Genomic DNA, 16,641 nt, shown 5'->3' with positions numbered 1-16,641 from the left:
GGTCGATCCGTGGCCCTGAGGCCGGTCAGCGCCAGCTGTGCTGGGGGTCGAAGCCCAGGACGGCGCGCGCCCTGTCGATCGACAGCAGCGTGCCGTTGCCCGAGATGTCGCCGTTCACCGGGACGTCGGGGAAGACCTCGGCGACGAGCTCGCTGTTGTCGCGCGACATGACCGTGTCGGCAGCAGCGATGATGAAGCGGTCGAATCCCGTGGCCCGGTGCTCGAGCGCGAGGCGCACGGCCTCAGCACCGTCGCGGCCGTCGATATAGCCCCAGAGGTTCCACTTGCGCAGCGTTGCATCGGCGTCGAACGACTCGAACGCGGCGTAGTCCTCCTCGTCCATCACGTTCGAGAAGCGCAGCGCGATGATCTTCAACTCCGGATGCCAGCGAGTCAGTTCGATCGCCAACTGCTCCTCGAGGTGCTTCGAGAGCGAGTACGTGGACTCAGGGCGCGCCGCATAGTCCTCATCGACCGGGATGTAGGGCGGCGGGGTGTCGAACGGCAGTCCGAGCACCGTCTCGCTCGACGCCGTCACGATGTTCGTGATGCCGGCCTTGATCGCCGCGTTGAACACGTTGTACGTGCTGATGATGTTGTTCTGGAACGTCGCGGTGTTGGTCGCGAGGCCGGGGGCCGGGATCGCACTGAGGTGCACGACCGCGTCGAACCCGTCGGGAGCCTGCTCATCGATACCGGTGAGCGCATCGAGCACCTGACCGGCGTCACGCAGGTCGATGCGGACGAAGCCCGAACCGCGTTCCCCCGCCTGGTCGAGGTTGATCACCAGATGACCATGCTCCCGCAGCTGCCTGACCACCGTGCGTCCGAGTTTGCCCGAGCCACCTGTCACTGCGATTCTCATGCGCACATCCTGCACCATGGACCCCTCCTGCTTGAGGAGAACGAGTCGCTCTCGTGGGTCTGTGCTCAACGGGGGTGACAGCGCGCTTGGTCGACGCGAGCCCCTCAGTCGGTGGAGCGCCGCCGCTCGAGCAGGACGGTGTCGCGCCAGACGCCGTCGAGCTGGGCGATCCGGCTGCGGACCGCAAGGGTCTGGAAGCCTGCCGTGTGGTGGAGGGCGATGCTGGCGCGGTTCTCCGGGAAGATCGAGGTCTGGAGGGTCCAGAGGTCGGCGTCGTCGGCTTCGGTGACCAGGCGGTGGAGAAGGGTCTTGCCGACGCCGCGGCCGCGTGCGCCGTCGGTGACGTACACGGAGGTCTCTCCGACGCCGGCGTAGCAGTCGCGGGTCGAGGTCGGAGAGATCGCAGCCCAGCCCACGACCCTTCCCTCCAGTTCTGCGACCCATCGGTGGCCAGGCAGCCATCTGGCGGCCAGGTCGGAGGCGGTCGGGACCGTGGTCTCGAAGGTGGCGTTCCGGCCTGCGACACCTTCGGCGTAGATGTCGCGGACCACCGACTGATCCTGCGTGGTCATCGCTCGGGTGGTGACATCGCCCGGGAGATCGGCAGGGCAGCACGGCAACGGGGCCATCGTGCCCATGACGACGTCTGCTGCGTGGGGCAGGCCGGTGCAGCAGGTCGGGTTCACGGAGACGATGCTCGAGGTGCCGACCCTGTCGATCATGAGGAAGCCGACGTCGGCAAGCTTGCGGACGTGATGGGAGCAGGTGGATTGGCTGATCTCGAGCTGCGCTGCGAGATCCCCTACCCGGATCGCGCCGGCGGGACTGGTGGCCACGGTGTGCAGGAGGCGCACGCGGGTCGCATCGGCCAGCGTCCTGAACCACTCGGCGTAGGTCTCCGCCGCCGCGACATCGACGAGTGGGGGCCTGAGGGGCTGGGTGGTAGTCACTCCGACATGATACATCGACGCCCATCGATTGACTTGATCGACGTCGGTCGATAATGTCGAGGCATCGACACCTTTCGATCCAAGGAGCATCTGATGGAGGCATTGCCTCTGGTAGTGATCGGCGCCGGCCCAGCCGGGCTGGCGGCTGCGGCCCATGCACAGCAGCGAGGAATGAAGGTCGTGGTGCTGGAAGCGGGCGACCGCGCCGGTGCGAACGTCCGGGAGTGGGGACACATCCGGCTGTTCTCGCCATGGTCCGAACTGGTGGACCCCGCCGCGCAGCAGCTCCTGGGCGGCCTCGGATGGGCGGCGCCGGACGCGTCGGCCTACCCGACCGGAGAGGACTGGTCCCGCGACTATCTGCAGCCACTGGCCGACGCCTTGGACACGACGGATGACGTCTCCCTCCGCTACGGCGCCCGTGTCATCGGTGTCTCGCGACAGGGACGCGACCGAGTCATCGACTCCGGCCGGGACGCCGAGCCGTTCGTCATCCAGGTGCAGATACCGACGGGCATCGAGCGCGTCAGGGCGCTCGCCGTCATCGATGCCTCGGGCACCTGGGGGAGCCCGAACCCTCTTGGTGGCGATGGCCTGCCGGCGATCGGCGAAGCGGCGGCGACGAACCGGATCAACTCTCGAGTTCCGAACCTGCGCGATGGCTCGGTGCGGGAGCAGTTCGCCGGTCGCCACGTCGTCGTGGCAGGGACCGGCGCCTCCGCGCAGACTGCTCTGGTCGAGCTCGCCGCGCTGGCCGAGGCCGAACCCTCCACCCGGGTGAGCTGGTTGGTGCGTCGGTCCTCGACCAAGGAGGCGTTCGGCGGGGGCGACAACGACCAGCTCGTGGCGCGCGGGGCGCTGGGCTCCCGGGCGCGTCACGCTGTCGATTCCGGCGCGATCACCGAGTTCAGCGGGTTCCGCACCTCGGACGTGGAGGTCGCGGAGGGCGGATCGCTGGTCCTGACCTCGTTCGACGGGCAGAAGGTCGCAGGTGTCGACCACGTCATCGCGGTGACCGGATTCCGTCCGGATCTGAGCATGCTGACCGAGGTGCGTCTCGATCTCGATCCGGTCCTGCAGGCCCCGACCGATCTGGCGCCGCTGATCGATCCCAACGTCCACTCCTGCGGCACCGTCTATCCGCACGGAGCCAAGGAGCTCACGCAGCCCGAGACCGGCCTCTACATCGTCGGGATGAAGTCCTACGGGCGCGCCCCCTCGTTCCTGGCTCAGACCGGATACGAGCAGGTCCGCAGCGTGGTCGCGGACATCGCCGGTGACCGGGAGGCCGCCGAGCGCGTCGAACTGAGCCTGCCGGAGACCGGGGTGTGCGGCGGGTCGGGCCTCTTCGACGAGCCCGAGAGCTCCGCGGCCCCGGAGGAGGGGTGCTGCGGTGCGCCCGCGACGGCGCAGCCGCTCACGATCGGGGCCCTCCCGGCGCGATGACGGTCACTGCTCCCATGGCGGAGAACGTCAGCGGGGATGCACTGCCCTCCGAGCACCGGTCGCCGAGGCGCGTGCCGTTCAGCGGACCAATCGCGCGCGCCAGGCCCACGCGGCGATCTCGACCCGGTTGCGGGCGCCGATCTTCCCGCTGATGCTCCGCGCGTGCGTCTTCACCGTCGACAGGGAGATGAACAGATCGGCGGCGATCTCCTCGTTGGTGCGGCCGCGGGCGATGGCGGCCGCGATCTCGAGCTCCCGGTCCGACAGGTCGTGCCCGGCCCCTGCTCCGGATTGCCCGGCGGCGAGCTCTCCGAGCAGGCGCACGGTGATCGACGGCGACACCAGGGCGTCGCCGACGGCTGCAGCGCGAACCGCTTCGACGAGCAGCCTCGGTCCGGCGTCCTTGAGCATGAAGCCGGAGGCGCCCGCCTGGAGCGCGGTGCGCAGGTACTCATCGGTGTCGAAGGTCGTGACGACGACGACGCGCGGCGCCTCCGGCATCGCCGTGATCAGGCGCGTGGCTTCCAGCCCGTCCATCCCCGGCATGCGGATGTCCATCAGCACCACCTCGGGGCGCAGCCGCTTCGCGACGCCCACCGCGTCCTGGCCGGAGCCGGCGATCCCGATGACCGAGATGTCCCCCTCCGCCTCGAGCACCATGCGGAACCCGGCGCGGACCATCTCGTGATCGTCGGCGAGGACGACGCCGATCATCGAACCCGCTCCAGAGGCAGAGTGACCTGGACTCTCCAGCAGTCCGATCCGTGGGCCCCCGCCCGCATCGTCCCCCCGAGCGTGGTGACCCGCTCCGCCATCCCCATGAGACCGAATCCCTTCGAGTCCGGCTCGACAGGGCGCGCACGGACTCCATCGTTGCTGATGTCGAGTGCGAGCTCCCCGTCGACCTCACGCACGGACACCCGGGTGGTTCCCTCGGGAGCATGGCGTCGCACGTTGGTGAGCGCCTCCCGGACCACGCGGTACGCGGTCTCGCCGACGCCCGGCGGCACGGGGGAGCGGTTGTCCTGGAGATCCAGCGTCGTGTGCTTGCGTTCCGGATCGAACCGGTCGATCAGCGCCGGGACGTCGGCGAGGCCGTAGGGCACGATCAGCGGGTCATCCCGATCCGACTCATCTCGGATCGCGCCGACCATCCGACGCATCCCGGAGAGCGCCTCGGTCCCGGCTGATTCGATGGCGGAGAAGGCCTCGGCGAGCTGCTCGGGGTCGGTGCGGTCCACGGCGATCGCGGCTTGTGCCTGCACCACGATCCCGCTGACCTGGTGCGCCACGACATCGTGGAGCTCGCGAGCCAGCTCCATCCGTTCCGAGCGCCGATGGGTTTCCGCCTCGTGTTCCCGCCGCATCCGCACGTGCCGTCCCGCAACACCGCCGGCGATCATGCAGCCCCAGACGAGCAGCGCCAGCAGCACGGCCGTGGCATCGCCGTCGAGACGCAGCAGCACGGCGGCGAGGCTCACCACGAGCGCAGCCGCACCGACGAGGACCGCGCCGCGCGCCGAGGATTCGCCGCGCACTCCGAACACCGTGAGCACGAGCAGTGCCGCGGTCTCGGTCACGGACAGCGTGAGGCTGCCTCCCGAGACGGAGACCACGGATGCCAGGAGGGACACTGCGAAGGCGGTCGCCACGGCGACACGGGCCGGCATCCGGCGACGGGCGAGCGCGAGAACAGCGGCCACGGTTGCCACGAGCGCCGTCGCCAGAGCGCCGGCGATATCCGTGGCGGCGAGCTCGGCGGGCAGGAAGCGGACGCCCAGCTCGAAGTCGACCATGAGCAGCAGGGCCAGCACGAGGAGCTCGGCAGTCTTCGACGCTGCTGCCGTGAGGGTGGAGGGCAACCGGGGCCGCCGATGTTCTCCCTCGATGTCGCTCGCCACCCCTGCATCGTACGGACCCCGGCGGCCAGGGCGACCGTCCGGACGGCGCATCGACCGAAGGAACGAGCACGGGCGGCAGAGATCGTTCGCAGGGCCGAAGCGGAGACCGGAGGTGGACCGCGAACCTTGAGGCATGACACGTGATAGCGGCGAATACAGCGGCGAATCCCGCTCCGCCACGACCGACCCCACGGCACGACTGGCCGCCCGCGCGATAGACGTCGTGCGGGAGTACGGTTCCGGCGCAAGCCGGGTCCGCGCGCTGGATGGGCTGAGCATCGATCTGTTCGCCCGGCGCTTCACCGCCATCATGGGTGCCTCCGGGTCCGGCAAGTCGACGTTCCTGCACTGCCTGGCCGGTCTCGACCAGGCGACCTCGGGTCGGATCCTGCTCGGCGAGACCGATCTCGGGCGCCTCGATGACGCGTCGTTGACCGCGACGCGGCGGGACAGGATCGGGTTCGTGTTCCAGGACGGGAACCTGCTTCCGCACCTCACGGCGGCGGAGAACATCGACCTCGGGGCATCGCTCGCCGGGCACCGTCCGGACCGGGCGTGGCGCTCGGAGCTGGTCGAACGACTCGGGATCTCGGATCGGCTGCGGCATCTGCCGTCTCAGCTCTCCGGTGGCCAGCGTCAGCGGGTGGCCGTCGCTCGGGCCCTGCTCGGACGCCCCGACCTCATCGTGGCGGACGAGCCGACGGGCGCGCTCGACAGCGTATCGAGTCGATCCCTGCTGGAGATGTTCCGTGCCTGCGTCGACGACTACGGGCAGACCGTGGTGATGGTGACCCACGACCCGGCGGCTGCCGCGGTCACCGACGAGGTCATCCTGCTCAAGGACGGTCGGGCAGCCGGCGTCTTCCGGACGCCGACCCACGAGACGGTGCTCGAACGCGTCGGTGAGCTCGCATCGCACGCGGAGCAGACCGCGTGATGGTGTATCGCACAGCAGCGCTCAGCGTCGCACGCCGACCGGGCCAGGCCTTCCTGATCGGCATCGCGGTCGTCGCAGCGGCAGCCTTCGCCGCCGCATCGCTTCTCCTCGCCCTCAACGCGCGCGATGCCCTTGTCGCGTTCGGGGTGACCACTCCTCCTGCCGTGGATGCCGTGGTCGTCCCGAGTGCTGAACTCGAGACGGCGGCGGTCGCCGACATCGCGGAGAAGCTGCGGGCGCTGCCCGGCACCAGCGAGGTCGCCGTGCAGTACTACGGCGATGTCGAGGTGGAGATCGGTGGCACGACCTCGACGTGGAAGCTGAGCAGCGATCCCGGATCCGGCCCGCTCAGTGAGATTCCCGAGCTGACCTCAGGGAATCCCCCGGGGACCGGTGAGGTCGTGCTCGGCGCCAGCACCGCCGATCGGGCGGGTGCCTCCGTCGGAGACTCCTTCGTCGTCGAAGGGCGCGAACTCGTCGTAGCCGGGATCGGCCCGGTGCACGAGTTCGGACAGGACACGGCCCTGGTCAGCGAAGAAGATGCCGTGGCTCTCGGCGAGACGATGATGCCTGTCCAGATCTTCGTCACGGGCGATCCAGACCTCGACGCCATGAAGTCCGTGGCCGGTGAGAACATCGTTCTCAGCGGCGAGGAGCGACGGGCGGCACAGGAACGCACGGTCACGGAGACCAGCACCGGCGTGTTCGGTGCCCTGGCGGTGTTCGTCGCTCTCGCCCTCGTCTCTGCCGTGGTGATCGTCAGCTCCACCTTCCGCATCATGCTCTCCCGTCGCGCCACCGAACTCGCCCTCCTGCGATGCATCGGGGCCACCCGGAACCAGGTCAGTCGATTGGTGCTGATCGAAGCAGCGTGCATCGGGCTGCTCGGCGGCATCGCCGGGGTCGCGATCGGCCTGGGGGTCTCGGCGGCACTGGTCGCGGCAGCCCGGGGCGCCGGGCTGCTCAACGCTCCGTTCATCTCCTCGCCGATCGGGCTCGTCGCGTGCGTCGCGCTGGCGGTGCTCTGCACCATCGTCGCGGCGCTGCCTGCCGCACGAGCTGCCGGAAGCGCCTCGCCGGTGGAGGCGCTCGGTGCCTCGCGCTCCTCGGAGGCGCGCCCCCTCCGTCGTCGTGCACGCTCGGCCCTCGCCGGCGCGCTCGCCGTCGCCGCCATCGCCACCGGTGCGGTCGGTCTGTTCGTCTCGAGCACCGATCAGTTCGTCGGCCTCGCGTTCGCGGCTCTCAGCGGCCTGTTGGTCTTCGGTGCGCTCGTCGCCACCGGCCCCTTCCTCGTGTCGGGGGCGGCAGCGCTGCTGCACCCTCTGGCCTCGAGGTCGGTGCCGATACGACTGGCCCTGTCGAACACCCGCCGGGCATCACGCCGCACCGCTGCCATGACCACCGTGCTCACGCTGGGGGTCGGTCTCACCGCAGCCCTCGTCGTCGGGGTGGCCGGGGCGACCCAGGATGCGCAGGACGGCGTCGCGAGGAACTTCCCCTCGACCGCGATCATCCCGGTCGATCTCGTCGCCGACCCCGAGGCCGTCGCCACCGAGCTGTCGGCACATCCAGATGTCGAAGCACACATCGACGGCCTGGACATCCTCATCGATCCGGCACCCGGATCGAGCGATGAGGATCTGCGCGCGGCAGTGCTCGAGAGCACGGACCCGGGGACGTCCATCTTCTGGGCAGACGATGTCCTCCAGGGAATCGAGCAGATGATCCTCATCGGGCAGGCCGTGGGCGCAGCGATGATCGGCGTGACCATGCTCGTCGCGCTGATCGGCGTGGCGGTGACCTTGGCGCTCTCGGTCACCGAGCGGCGGCAGGAGATCGCCCTGCTGCGAGCGCTCGGGGTGAGCCGATCCGGCGCCCGCCGCTCGATCGCCGCCGAGGCAGCGCTCGCTTCCCTGGTGGGCGCGGTGACCGGCGTCGCCTTCGGCAGCGCGTACGGCGTGCTCGCCCTGCGCATCCTGGGCCTGTCCGCCGGCCCGCCACCGCTGGCCGCGCTCGCCGCCCTCGTCGTCGGCGTCACCGCCGCCGCCCTGATCGCGGCCGCCGTGCCGATGTGGAACGCCGCCCGCGTCCAGCCTGCCATCGGGGTGGCCGCGCGATGAGCCCGCCAGCGATCCACCGCCTCCGTAGGCACCAGTTCGCGCATCGATCCGATGCACAGGCACCAGCGACAGGGAAGAGCAAGAACATGACTCCTCGACACCGCCGTCTCCTGCTGGGCGCTGTGGGCATGGCCGCGGCGACCACTCTCATCGGGTGCACCGTCGTCCAAGACACGTTCCAGGTAGGGCAGCGTGAGTTCACCTACGAGACCGCAGCCGAGGCTGAGGCATCCGACGAGTCCTTCCGCTTCCAAGGTTTCCTGCCCGACGATGCGACGGACGTGCGACTGATCGCGCAGCTGGACGGTCACGCAGCCGTGATGCGGTGGACCAGCCCGACCGTCTTCACCTCCGAGTACTGCTCAGAAGGGACCATCTCCTCGGAGCCCGAGATCGAGGCCGACTGGTTGCCCGATCCGCTGCCGACGGACGGCGTGGTGTGCAGCAGCTGGATGGTGGTCCGCAGCGGAGACACCCAGGTGGCCTGGACGAACGAATCAGAGTGACCAGGTGGCCGACCGGGCGGGAGCGTGGCGATGCCGGGATTGCCGCAACCGCCGCGTGGGGGTGCCCCAGTGCGAAGCAGATACTTCTGCCCGCTCGATGGCCGGCGGTGAATGGTCGGCTACGGTCGTGGCCGGCCTTCTGGTGCCTCGCCGCAACGCCACGTAGTCTGTCCGGTATGGGCGATTCGGACTGGCGGGTGCTCGACGGTGTATCGACGGCGTGGTTCGAGACGCCGTCGCTGAGCGCGGCGGCGGTGATGGCCGGGCGCATTGCGGAGAAGCCGGCCGTCACGGCGGTCGACGTGCGCACGACCGGTTTGAGGGTGCGCGTCGACTCCGACGAGAGCGCCGAGGCCGTCTCGGAGTTGGCGCGGGACCTCGGCCGGATTGCGAACCCGGGGGCACTGCAGAGCCTGAGCGTCGTGCTCGATTCCGCGGAGCCGTCGGCCCTGCGGCCGTTCTGGCAGCGCGCGCTGGACTACGACCCGGATGGCGAAGGGCGCCTGGTGGATCCGTTGCGGCGCGATCCCGCCCTGCAGTTCCGGGCCTCCAGTGAGTCCCGCCCCGTGCGCCACCGCATCCACGTGGATGTAGTGCGGCCGGAGTCGGCGGTCGAGCAGGCGGACCTGGGCGAGGCGACCGGACCGTACGGGATCCGCCACGCCGATGCCGACGGCAATGAGCTCGACCTGGTGCCCGGATCGCCGCTCGGCGAGAACAGCGGGGCCGACGAGTGGCAGGCGGTGTTCAGCGCCATGGCCTGCTATCGCGTCGACTCTCCCCAGCGGCAGGACGACCTGGCTGCGGCGGCCGCAGCTCTGGCCGAGAATGCAGGATCCCCGCTGCTGATCGACCTGCGCCCCGGCCTGGTGGTCCTCGACAGCGGCAAGGATCTGTGGGAAGCAGAGGCCCAAGGCCCGGGCCTCGACTTCACGGCCCTGGCCGCACGCATCCAGTCTGTCGCCCGCGAGCTCGGTGCCGCAGCGGACTCCGGGCTGCTGCGCTTCGTCCAGCTCGTCCTCGATGCGGCCGACGTCGCCGCAGTCCGCGCCTTCTGGGTCGTCGCACTCGGATACGTCGAGGACCGGCGCGAAGGCGTGAGCGATATCTATGATCCCCGACGATTCGGTCCTGAGCTGGTGTTCCAGTCGCTCGACGCCACGGACATGCCACGGCGGCGACAGCGCAACCGTGCCTCGATCGAGCTCGAGGTCCCGTTCGATGTCGCACCGTCACGCCTGGACACCGCACTCGGAGCAGGGGGCCGGCTGATGGAGGGGTCCGATGGTCGATGGCGCGTCGCCGACCCGGAGGGCAACGAGCTGGTGATCGTCGGCACGGCGTGACCTCGCCCGGATTGACATTGACAGTAGTGTCAATGTTGGACACTGGCTGTGGAGCCCTGGGCCCTTCTCCTCGAGGGAAGGTTGCGTGGGGCTCTCGCGCGATCGGCGTCCGTCGCGGGCGCAGTGCAGTGGTCGTGCGGCAGGGCGGAGTCGGCAGGTGCCGACGGAGACCAAGGAGAATCGCATGACTCGGATGGGCATCATCGGCAGTGGCTCGATCGGATCCGGACTCGCTCGTCTTGGCGTCGCGGCGGGAAGCGAGGTGATGATCGCGAACTCTCGCGGTCCCGAGACCCTCGCAGAACTCGTGGCGGAGCTCGGTTCCGGAGCGCAGGCAGGGACGGTGGAGGAGGCGGCCGGATTCGGCGACCTCACGATCCTCGCGGTCCCGCTGTCGGCTTACGGGTCCCTTCCGCTGGAGGCTCTCTCCGGCCGCACCGTGCTCTCGACCGGGAACTACTACCCCAGCCGCGACGGCCGGATCGCCGAGCTCGACTCCCTCGACCTCACGACCGCCGAGTACGAGACGAAGCTTCTCCCCGGTGCGGTGATCGTGAAGGCGTTCAACAACATCGTCGCCCATCACATCCCGTCGCTCACCCGTCCGGCAGGAGCAGGGGACCGGTCGGGCATGGCCATCTTCGGGGACTCCGACGAGGCGAAGGCACTCGTTGCAGGTGTTGTCGGCAGCGTCGGTTTCGATCCGGTCGACGCCGGCCCGCTTGCGGAGTCCTGGAGGACCGAGCCGGAATCGGGGGCGTACACCCTGATCTACGCCGCTGATCCCGAGTCGTTCTTGTCCAATTTCTCTGCTGACATGGGAGCCCCGCTGCCCGCGCCCCGGCTCGATGACCTGGTCACCTCCTCCTCCCGTGCAGCGGTGGCCGAGAGGGAGTTCTGAGCGTCGCACTACCCGTACGGGCGGCCGGTAGCAAGCTGCCAGCGCCTCCGTGCCGAGCGGCATGGACACCACGATGAAGGAGCGCGCATGAGGATCGGGGAACTGACGAAGAGGACCGGGGTGCCGACGCGCATGCTGAGGTACTACGAGGAGCAGGGCCTGATCACGCCCCGACGGCTCGACAACGGGTACCGCGAGTACGACGACTACCTCGTGAACCGGGTTCGCAAGATCCGCGGGCTGCTCGACTCGGGGATCCCGACGCGGATCATCGGCGACATGCTCCCGTGCCTGAACGACACCGAGGCCACGGTGGTCGCCGACCCCGACCCGGAACTGCGAGAACTGCTGGTCGAGCAGCGCGACAAGATGACAGAGCGCATCTCGTTCCTCGAGCAGAACCGGGTCGCCCTGACGCGCTACATCGACGCGATGGACCGCGCCATCCCGGACTCCGCCGCCTCCTGAGGGGCGCCCTCGTCGAACACGTCCGAGTCATGCAGCACGACGCTCCGGTCCAGCGGGACGCGCCCGATCTCGAGGCTGCGCAGGGGCGAAGCCGGGTCAGCCGTCCCGAACGCGATACCGAAGAGCAGCTTCTGGTCCCTGGGCACGCCGAGCGCGCTGCGCACCGCGTCGGCGTACATGCCGTGCACCGCCTGAGGGATCCCCTGGTACCCGTGGCCGTGCAGCGACAGCAGGAAGTTCTGCGCGTACATGCCGACGTCGCTGGCTGCTCGCACTCCATCGCCAAGCTGTGGCACGAACAGCATCGCCACGTGCGGGGCGCCGTAGAACCGCAGGTTCTCGCGCACCACCTCGTTGCGCCCTTCATGGTCCCCCCGGGCGATACCGCGGGCCCCGTAGGTCGCGGCAGCGAGGTGCTGTGAGCGTTCCAGATGCACACCGTCGCCATAGGTCTCGGTGAAGTCCGGAGAACGCCTCTCGGCATCGTGCGCCTCCAGCAGCGCTGAACTCAGTGCGTCCCGCGCAGGCCCGGAGACGACGTGTGTGGTCCACGGCTGGGTGTTGCTGTGCGAGGGCGCCCAGCGGGCATCCTCGAGCACCTCACGGATCACGCCCCCGGGGACGGGATCGGGCAGGAAAGCCCGCGGAGAACGACGCGAACGGATGACCTCGGTGATCGTGGACATGGATACAGACCTCTCGTGCAGTGCGACTGTCGTGCGCTCCGTGCCGGAGCACAGCCATCCTTCAACATTCACACTGATGTAAAGGTCAAGCCGCCATGGGGAGACGCTCCTCTCGGTGCAATGCCTGGATCGCTTCACGGTGTTGACCTTGCCCTTGGGTGAACCCGTCTCCTGGGCAGTGGCCCATTCGAGAGTCGGGTGGCGACCAGGAGGATGATCATGATGAAGGGATTTGAGGTCGAGGAGCGCACCGAGCGTGCGTGGGTCGGCGTCACGATGACGGCCGAGCTCGCTCAGTGGGATCGAGTGAATGCGTACGTGCCGAAGGTCTACGCGGCTCTCGCGGCGGCGGGCGGCATCCCCTGGGGAGGCCCGATCTATCAGTACCACCGCCTGCGAACCGCTGCGGACCCCATGGATATCACCGTCTCGGTCCCCGTGGCCGCGCCCCTGGAGCTCGGAGAAGGATTCGTGACGGGTGCGCTCCCCTCGGGGCGCTACCTGGTGGCGCGACCGGACGGCGGCCCGGATGTGCTCGAGACGGTGCACGCCGAGATGTGGCAGTGGGCCGGTGACCAGGGGCTCGATCTGGCGATCGATGAACGCCCGGACGGGATCTTCTGGCACGCACGCACGGAGCAGTTCCTCACGGACCCGCAGGCCGAGCCGGACCGCAGCAGGTGGGACATCGAGGTTGCATACTTGCTGGCATGAGCGAGCCCGCCGAGAGGTTGTCGATCGGAGAGTTCAGCCGGCTCACCTGGCTGTCCCCGAAGGCGTTGCGCCTCTACGAGCGTCGCGGTCTGCTGCGCCCGGACCTGGTCGACGAGTACACGGGATATCGCTACTACCTGCCGACGCAGGCGGAGCGCGCGCAGTTGATCGCCCTGCTGCGCCGCGCCGACATGCCTCTCGCGCGCATCGGCGCAGTGCTGGACGCTGCGGACGAGGACCGCCCCGCTCTGCTCGGCGCGTACAGAGCGGAGATGATCCGCGCACATGAACGAGCCGTCGCCCTGCTCGACGATCTCGCGAGCCCCCACGGCGATGATCGCTCCGCAGGCGACGGGGGCACGACCGAGGTGCACAGCCGGGAGGTGGCCGCCCAGGCGTTCGTCTCGCGCACTGTGCGCACGACCGCCGGTGATCTCCCCGCGCAGATCGAGCGCGCCGCCGCGGCCCTCGTCGGCCGCGCAGGAGAGAACATCGACCGGTCCTCACCCCTCGTCGTCGCCTATCACGGCGAGGTGAGCTGGGAGTCGGACGGCCCGATCGACGTGCGCGTCCCCGTCCTCGACCCGTCGACCGCAGACGGGATCGAACCTGCCGGATCGGAGTTCTTCGTCGAGGTGCCGTTCGGGGAGGTGCAGTTCCCGACGATCCTCCGCTCGTTCGACGCCGTACGCGGCGCCGCGTCCCGGGACGGAAACCGCCCGGTGGGGCCGCCGCGCGAGATCTACCTCGACGGGGACCCGTTCCGATGCCAGGTCGCACAGGGCTTTCTGGGCCCCGCACGGATCGACCCCACGGATCAGGCTCGCTGACTAACGCCCGCCGGGCTGCTCACGCACGGGCGATCGGGTCGCCCTTCGGGGCGTCGTGGACCACTGCGACCTCGGTGGGCGTCGAGCTGCAGACCTCGCTCCAGGCGTCGGGGCGCGGGCCGTACCCACCACCATAGATGACGGCGTCGCCTTCGGCCGCGAAGACGTCGCCGGTGCGTTCGTGAACGACGACACGAGTGCCGTCCTCCTGGGTGACCCCGATCGCGGTGGGGAAGATGACGCCCACCGTCAAGGTCTCGTCCAGGAAGGTGCACCCCTCGCCGTCGATGGCCAAGTCACCGCCCACCATCGCGTCGAACGAGTTGTCGCCCTCTTCCCACGATGACGTGGGAACCGCGAACGTCGAGGAGCCCTCCGGCGGCTCCCACCCGCATCCCGCGGCGGCGGCGGCGATCGCGAGGCCGGCCAGGCCGGCCAGAGCGCAGCGTCGGGTCCTCTCGAGCACATACCTCATGACAACCTCCTCGCGCGGGCGAACCGGGTACATCGACTCTATGGTCGGCGGAGTCCGGGCATCCGAGGCGTGACGGTATCGAGACCAGGTACCCCTCGTCGGCCCGGCGACTCAGGGGTGGGCTTGCAGCATTCGCTCGACGGCGGTGACGACCGATTGTCGGCGAGCGGCAACTGCCTCACCACTGACCGGATCGTCCTCGAGGCCGGTAAGCCCTTCTGGTGAGAGCTGCCAGGCTTGCGCGATCGCGTAGATGAAGACCAGGACGTCGACCGCCGACAGCGGGCGCGCGGCTGCCGTCGCGACGGCGAGCGTCTTGTTCCGGTAGATATCGTGCGGCTCAGCGGTGGCCTCTGGTCGCTCGAGCTGAGCCCACATGCTCAGGCGGAGGACTTCGGGGAAGCGCTGATGATGGTCGAACACGTCCCCGGCCCACCCCGCGAGATCCTCCGGGCGCGGAGGGACGTTCTCGGCCATGCGACGCAGCGCCTCCGCGAGGGTGGCATCGAACAGGCCGCTCTTGCCGTCGTAGTACGCGTAGATCATCCGAACGTTGCTCTGCGCCTGGGAGGCGATCCGCTCCACGCGCCCGCCGGCGAAGCCGTGGGCGGCGAACTCCATGGTCGCCGCGGCGAGTATGCGCTCCTTCGTGGCTGCAGCGTCACGTGCCATGCGTCGCCCCCTCGGGTTGGTCTTGACTGGCCTGTGCTCGCCCATTATCTTACAAGTAAGTACTCATTTACTTACTGGAGATGACATGACTCGTATCGCTCTCGTGACCGGGGCCAACCGCGGACTCGGTCGGGCCACCGCGCTCGCTCTGGCCCGGAACAGGATCAGAGTCGTCGCGGCCTCGCGGGGCGGTGCGAGCGAGGTCGTGGACGAGATCGTCGAATCGGGTGGCGAAGCCATTGCGATTCAGTTGGATGTCGCAGACCTTCCCTCCCTCGAGGCGGCTCGCGGTGCGGTCCTCGCCGGGATCAGGCAGGAGTGGAACGCCAGCACTCTCGATGTGCTGGTCAACAACGCCGGGGTGGGGCTGTTCGCGCCGCTCGGCGACGTGACGGCAGAAGACTTCGACGCCACCTTCGCCGTCAACGTCCGCGGCCCGCTCTTCGTCACGCAAGCCTTTCTGCCCCACCTGTCGGACGGGGCCCGCATCGTGAACGTGTCGAGTTCGCTCAGCCGGCACGTCAGCCCGGCGACCTCCGTCTATGCCGCATCGAAGAAGGCGCTCGAAGCACTGACCCGGAGCCTCGCCCTCGAACTGGGCCCGCGGGGCATTCGGGTCAACTCGATCGCCCCCGGGCCGACCGCGACCGACTTCAACGGTGGAGCCATGCGCGACAGCGACGCCATGCGCGAGGCACTGTCCGAGCAGACCGCTCTCGGGCGAGTGGGCGACCCGGATGACATCGCCGACGCGATCTCTGCCCTGGTCTCCCACGAGTTTCGCTGGGCCACCGGTGAGCGCATCGAGGTGTCCGGTGGTGTGCTGCTGTGATCGCACCATGTGGATCCGTACGGTCTGGGCCTGTTGCAGTGGGTACACCCAGTGCGACAGATGTGTCGCAAAAGTGTACTTTCGTGACCTACTGGGAACCGTAAATGACCGTCTAGTGACTGTCCGGATCGGATGCCCCAATTTGGGACGTACCTCGCGGCGTGCGTGGGACACCTTCTTGTGCGACAGCCCCATTTCACGTTGACCGCTTGAGATGGCCCTCGGTTGTGGGCTCACGGCCTAGCGGGGAATCCTCGAGCGAAGACGAAACAGCTTTGACGGTCGATCCCATCGTCCGGGATCTCGCGGAACTCCCAGCGGCGCACTACCTCAACGAGCTCGTCCCTCAGGGCCGCCATCTCCATACTGGTCAGGCGAGCCCATCCTTGCGTAGCGAAGGTGCTAGTCACGGCGCCGTCAGAATCGGCGGTGTCCACGAGTGAACGGCGAGACCGCGCAAACTGCTGCTCGAGCGCCAGTTGCTCAGCCTCGAAGGCGGCGCTACGGGCTGCAAAGTCGGTGATTTCCTCACGGCTCCAGCGCGTAGTGGGGTGCGAGAGCTTCCAGAAGTGCTTGCGCTCATCAGAGCTAACGCCGTGCGCTTCCTCGATGAGTCCCGCGTTGCTGAGCACCTTGAGGTGGTGCGATGCGCTTCCTGGCGCGATGCCTAGTTCAGAGGAGACATGGCCAGCAGTGACGGGACCGTCGGCAGCCAGGAGGTCCATGATGCGTGAGCGAACAGGACTGGCGAAGGCGGCAAGTGCGCTCGTCCGGGACACGTTGAAGGGGCTGGGTGGACGTCGGTTGTTCATGTCCAGACCTTAGTCGCACAAGCAGAGTTGCACAAGCGGCCTTGTATAGAGTGGGCGGAGTCGTCGAGCCGCCATTGGCGAGGTCGCGGGTCAGGCTCCCTTGAACGCGGCGCATTCACGCGACCAGTTGAGTCCCGCATAGTGGTGTAGCGCGGTGGCCCCGTGATCGTCTCTGACGAG

The 16,641-nt window shown here is 68.8% G+C and carries 18 protein-coding genes; 10 read left to right on the top strand and 8 right to left on the bottom strand.

Translation table 11 applies throughout. The features are described 5' to 3' along the window. Positions 1-25: 25 nt before the first annotated feature. On the bottom strand, positions 26-865 hold the full coding sequence (locus tag INT51_RS02155) for an NAD(P)-dependent oxidoreductase (RefSeq protein ID WP_193103565.1): 840 nt from the start codon (positions 863-865) through the stop codon (positions 26-28). Positions 866-969: 104 nt separating this feature from the next. Further along, positions 970-1,815: a GNAT family N-acetyltransferase gene (locus tag INT51_RS22795; protein ID WP_370540775.1), complete on the bottom strand. Its 846-nt coding sequence runs from the start codon at positions 1,813-1,815 to the stop codon at positions 970-972. Positions 1,816-1,908: 93 nt separating this feature from the next. On the opposite strand from INT51_RS22795, the gene INT51_RS02145 reads away from it, so the two are divergent. Then, positions 1,909-3,261 carry an FAD-dependent oxidoreductase gene (locus tag INT51_RS02145; RefSeq protein ID WP_193103563.1) on the top strand — a complete coding sequence of 451 codons (1,353 nt, stop codon included), beginning with the start codon at positions 1,909-1,911 and terminating at the stop codon, positions 3,259-3,261. A 78-nt stretch (positions 3,262-3,339) separates the two neighbouring features. On the opposite strand, the gene INT51_RS02140 is transcribed toward INT51_RS02145, so the two are convergent. Further along, the gene (locus tag INT51_RS02140; protein ID WP_193103562.1) at positions 3,340-3,975 is read right to left on the bottom strand and encodes a response regulator transcription factor; all 636 of its coding nucleotides are present in this window, start codon (positions 3,973-3,975) and stop codon (positions 3,340-3,342) included. Beyond that, positions 3,972-5,162: a sensor histidine kinase gene (locus tag INT51_RS22620; protein WP_193103561.1), complete on the bottom strand. Its 1,191-nt coding sequence runs from the start codon at positions 5,160-5,162 to the stop codon at positions 3,972-3,974. Before INT51_RS22620 ends, INT51_RS02140 begins: the two co-directional genes overlap by 4 nt. Positions 5,163-5,295: 133 nt before the next feature. Here INT51_RS22620 and INT51_RS02130 point away from each other — a divergent pair, with 133 nt between their 5' ends. The 6 genes from INT51_RS02130 (at position 5,296) to INT51_RS02105 (ending at position 11,440) form a co-directional block, all read left to right on the top strand. Further along, complete coding sequence (locus INT51_RS02130; protein WP_193103560.1) at positions 5,296-6,099, top strand: ABC transporter ATP-binding protein; 804 nt, start codon at positions 5,296-5,298, stop codon at positions 6,097-6,099. Further along, positions 6,099-8,219: an FtsX-like permease family protein gene (locus INT51_RS02125; protein ID WP_193103559.1), complete on the top strand. Its 2,121-nt coding sequence runs from the start codon at positions 6,099-6,101 to the stop codon at positions 8,217-8,219. Before INT51_RS02130 ends, INT51_RS02125 begins: the two co-directional genes overlap by 1 nt. Before the next feature lie 86 nt (positions 8,220-8,305). Then, positions 8,306-8,725: a hypothetical protein gene (locus INT51_RS02120; RefSeq protein ID WP_193103558.1), complete on the top strand. Its 420-nt coding sequence runs from the start codon at positions 8,306-8,308 to the stop codon at positions 8,723-8,725. Between the two features lie 176 nt (positions 8,726-8,901). Next, positions 8,902-10,071: a VOC family protein gene (locus tag INT51_RS02115; protein ID WP_193103557.1), complete on the top strand. Its 1,170-nt coding sequence runs from the start codon at positions 8,902-8,904 to the stop codon at positions 10,069-10,071. 184 nt (positions 10,072-10,255) lie between these two features. After that, entirely contained in the window at positions 10,256-10,972 is a 717-nt protein-coding gene (locus INT51_RS02110; RefSeq protein WP_193103556.1) for an NADPH-dependent F420 reductase, read from the top strand. An 87-nt stretch (positions 10,973-11,059) separates the two neighbouring features. After that, positions 11,060-11,440, top strand: a complete 381-nt coding sequence (locus INT51_RS02105) for a MerR family transcriptional regulator (RefSeq protein ID WP_193103555.1) — start codon at positions 11,060-11,062, stop codon at positions 11,438-11,440. Here the strand turns inward: INT51_RS02105 and INT51_RS02100 are convergent. Then, complete coding sequence (locus INT51_RS02100) at positions 11,392-12,126, bottom strand: nitroreductase (RefSeq protein ID WP_193103554.1); 735 nt, start codon at positions 12,124-12,126, stop codon at positions 11,392-11,394. The genes INT51_RS02105 and INT51_RS02100 overlap by 49 nt on opposite strands. Before the next feature lie 219 nt (positions 12,127-12,345). Between INT51_RS02100 and INT51_RS02095 the strand changes: the two genes are divergently transcribed. Both INT51_RS02095 and INT51_RS02090 read left to right on the top strand, forming a co-directional pair. Then, a complete protein-coding gene (locus tag INT51_RS02095; protein WP_193103553.1) occupies positions 12,346-12,840 on the top strand; it encodes a GyrI-like domain-containing protein in 495 nt (164 codons plus the stop codon). Further along, positions 12,837-13,670: a MerR family transcriptional regulator gene (locus tag INT51_RS02090; protein WP_193103552.1), complete on the top strand. Its 834-nt coding sequence runs from the start codon at positions 12,837-12,839 to the stop codon at positions 13,668-13,670. Before INT51_RS02095 ends, INT51_RS02090 begins: the two co-directional genes overlap by 4 nt. A gap of 19 nt (positions 13,671-13,689) precedes the next feature. Here the strand turns inward: INT51_RS02090 and INT51_RS02085 are convergent, their stop codons facing one another. Continuing rightward, a complete protein-coding gene (locus tag INT51_RS02085; RefSeq protein WP_193103551.1) occupies positions 13,690-14,145 on the bottom strand; it encodes a hypothetical protein in 456 nt (151 codons plus the stop codon). Positions 14,146-14,256: 111 nt separating this feature from the next. Further along, positions 14,257-14,817 (bottom strand): TetR family transcriptional regulator, encoded by a 561-nt coding sequence (locus INT51_RS02080; RefSeq protein ID WP_193103550.1) that lies wholly within the window; start codon positions 14,815-14,817, stop codon positions 14,257-14,259. 85 nt (positions 14,818-14,902) lie between these two features. On the opposite strand from INT51_RS02080, the gene INT51_RS02075 reads away from it, so the two are divergent. Next, positions 14,903-15,649: an SDR family NAD(P)-dependent oxidoreductase gene (locus INT51_RS02075; protein ID WP_193103549.1), complete on the top strand. Its 747-nt coding sequence runs from the start codon at positions 14,903-14,905 to the stop codon at positions 15,647-15,649. Positions 15,650-15,882: 233 nt separating this feature from the next. Here INT51_RS02075 and INT51_RS02070 read toward each other — a convergent pair whose 3' ends face one another. Beyond that, entirely contained in the window at positions 15,883-16,461 is a 579-nt protein-coding gene (locus INT51_RS02070; RefSeq protein WP_193103548.1) for a helix-turn-helix transcriptional regulator, read from the bottom strand. Positions 16,462-16,641 lie beyond the last annotated feature (180 nt).

Origin of the sequence: Brachybacterium sp. FME24 (assembly GCF_014897705.1) — a bacterium.
Lineage (GTDB): Bacteria > Actinomycetota > Actinomycetes > Actinomycetales > Dermabacteraceae > Brachybacterium.
Note: the sequence above shows the minus strand (reverse complement) of the source record. Positions and strands in the feature narration are given on the sequence as shown.

Bases quoted from the DNA above. Each gene is read 5' to 3' on its own strand.
- INT51_RS02155 (WP_193103565.1), bottom strand. From the start codon at position 865: ATGAGAATCGCAGTGACAGGTGGCTCGGGCAAACTCGGACGCACGGTG.
- INT51_RS02145 (WP_193103563.1), top strand. From the start codon at position 1,909: ATGGAGGCATTGCCTCTGGTAGTGATCGGCGCCGGCCCAGCCGGGCTG.
- INT51_RS02140 (WP_193103562.1), bottom strand. From the start codon at position 3,975: ATGATCGGCGTCGTCCTCGCCGACGATCACGAGATGGTCCGCGCCGGG.
- INT51_RS02130 (WP_193103560.1), top strand. From the start codon at position 5,296: ATGACACGTGATAGCGGCGAATACAGCGGCGAATCCCGCTCCGCCACG.
- INT51_RS02125 (WP_193103559.1), top strand. From the start codon at position 6,099: ATGGTGTATCGCACAGCAGCGCTCAGCGTCGCACGCCGACCGGGCCAG.
- INT51_RS02120 (WP_193103558.1), top strand. From the start codon at position 8,306: ATGACTCCTCGACACCGCCGTCTCCTGCTGGGCGCTGTGGGCATGGCC.
- INT51_RS02115 (WP_193103557.1), top strand. From the start codon at position 8,902: ATGGGCGATTCGGACTGGCGGGTGCTCGACGGTGTATCGACGGCGTGG.
- INT51_RS02110 (WP_193103556.1), top strand. From the start codon at position 10,256: ATGACTCGGATGGGCATCATCGGCAGTGGCTCGATCGGATCCGGACTC.
- INT51_RS02105 (WP_193103555.1), top strand. From the start codon at position 11,060: ATGAGGATCGGGGAACTGACGAAGAGGACCGGGGTGCCGACGCGCATG.
- INT51_RS02100 (WP_193103554.1), bottom strand. From the start codon at position 12,126: ATGTCCACGATCACCGAGGTCATCCGTTCGCGTCGTTCTCCGCGGGCT.
- INT51_RS02095 (WP_193103553.1), top strand. From the start codon at position 12,346: ATGATGAAGGGATTTGAGGTCGAGGAGCGCACCGAGCGTGCGTGGGTC.
- INT51_RS02090 (WP_193103552.1), top strand. From the start codon at position 12,837: ATGAGCGAGCCCGCCGAGAGGTTGTCGATCGGAGAGTTCAGCCGGCTC.
- INT51_RS02085 (WP_193103551.1), bottom strand. From the start codon at position 14,145: ATGAGGTATGTGCTCGAGAGGACCCGACGCTGCGCTCTGGCCGGCCTG.
- INT51_RS02080 (WP_193103550.1), bottom strand. From the start codon at position 14,817: ATGGCACGTGACGCTGCAGCCACGAAGGAGCGCATACTCGCCGCGGCG.
- INT51_RS02075 (WP_193103549.1), top strand. From the start codon at position 14,903: ATGACTCGTATCGCTCTCGTGACCGGGGCCAACCGCGGACTCGGTCGG.
- INT51_RS02070 (WP_193103548.1), bottom strand. From the start codon at position 16,461: ATGAACAACCGACGTCCACCCAGCCCCTTCAACGTGTCCCGGACGAGC.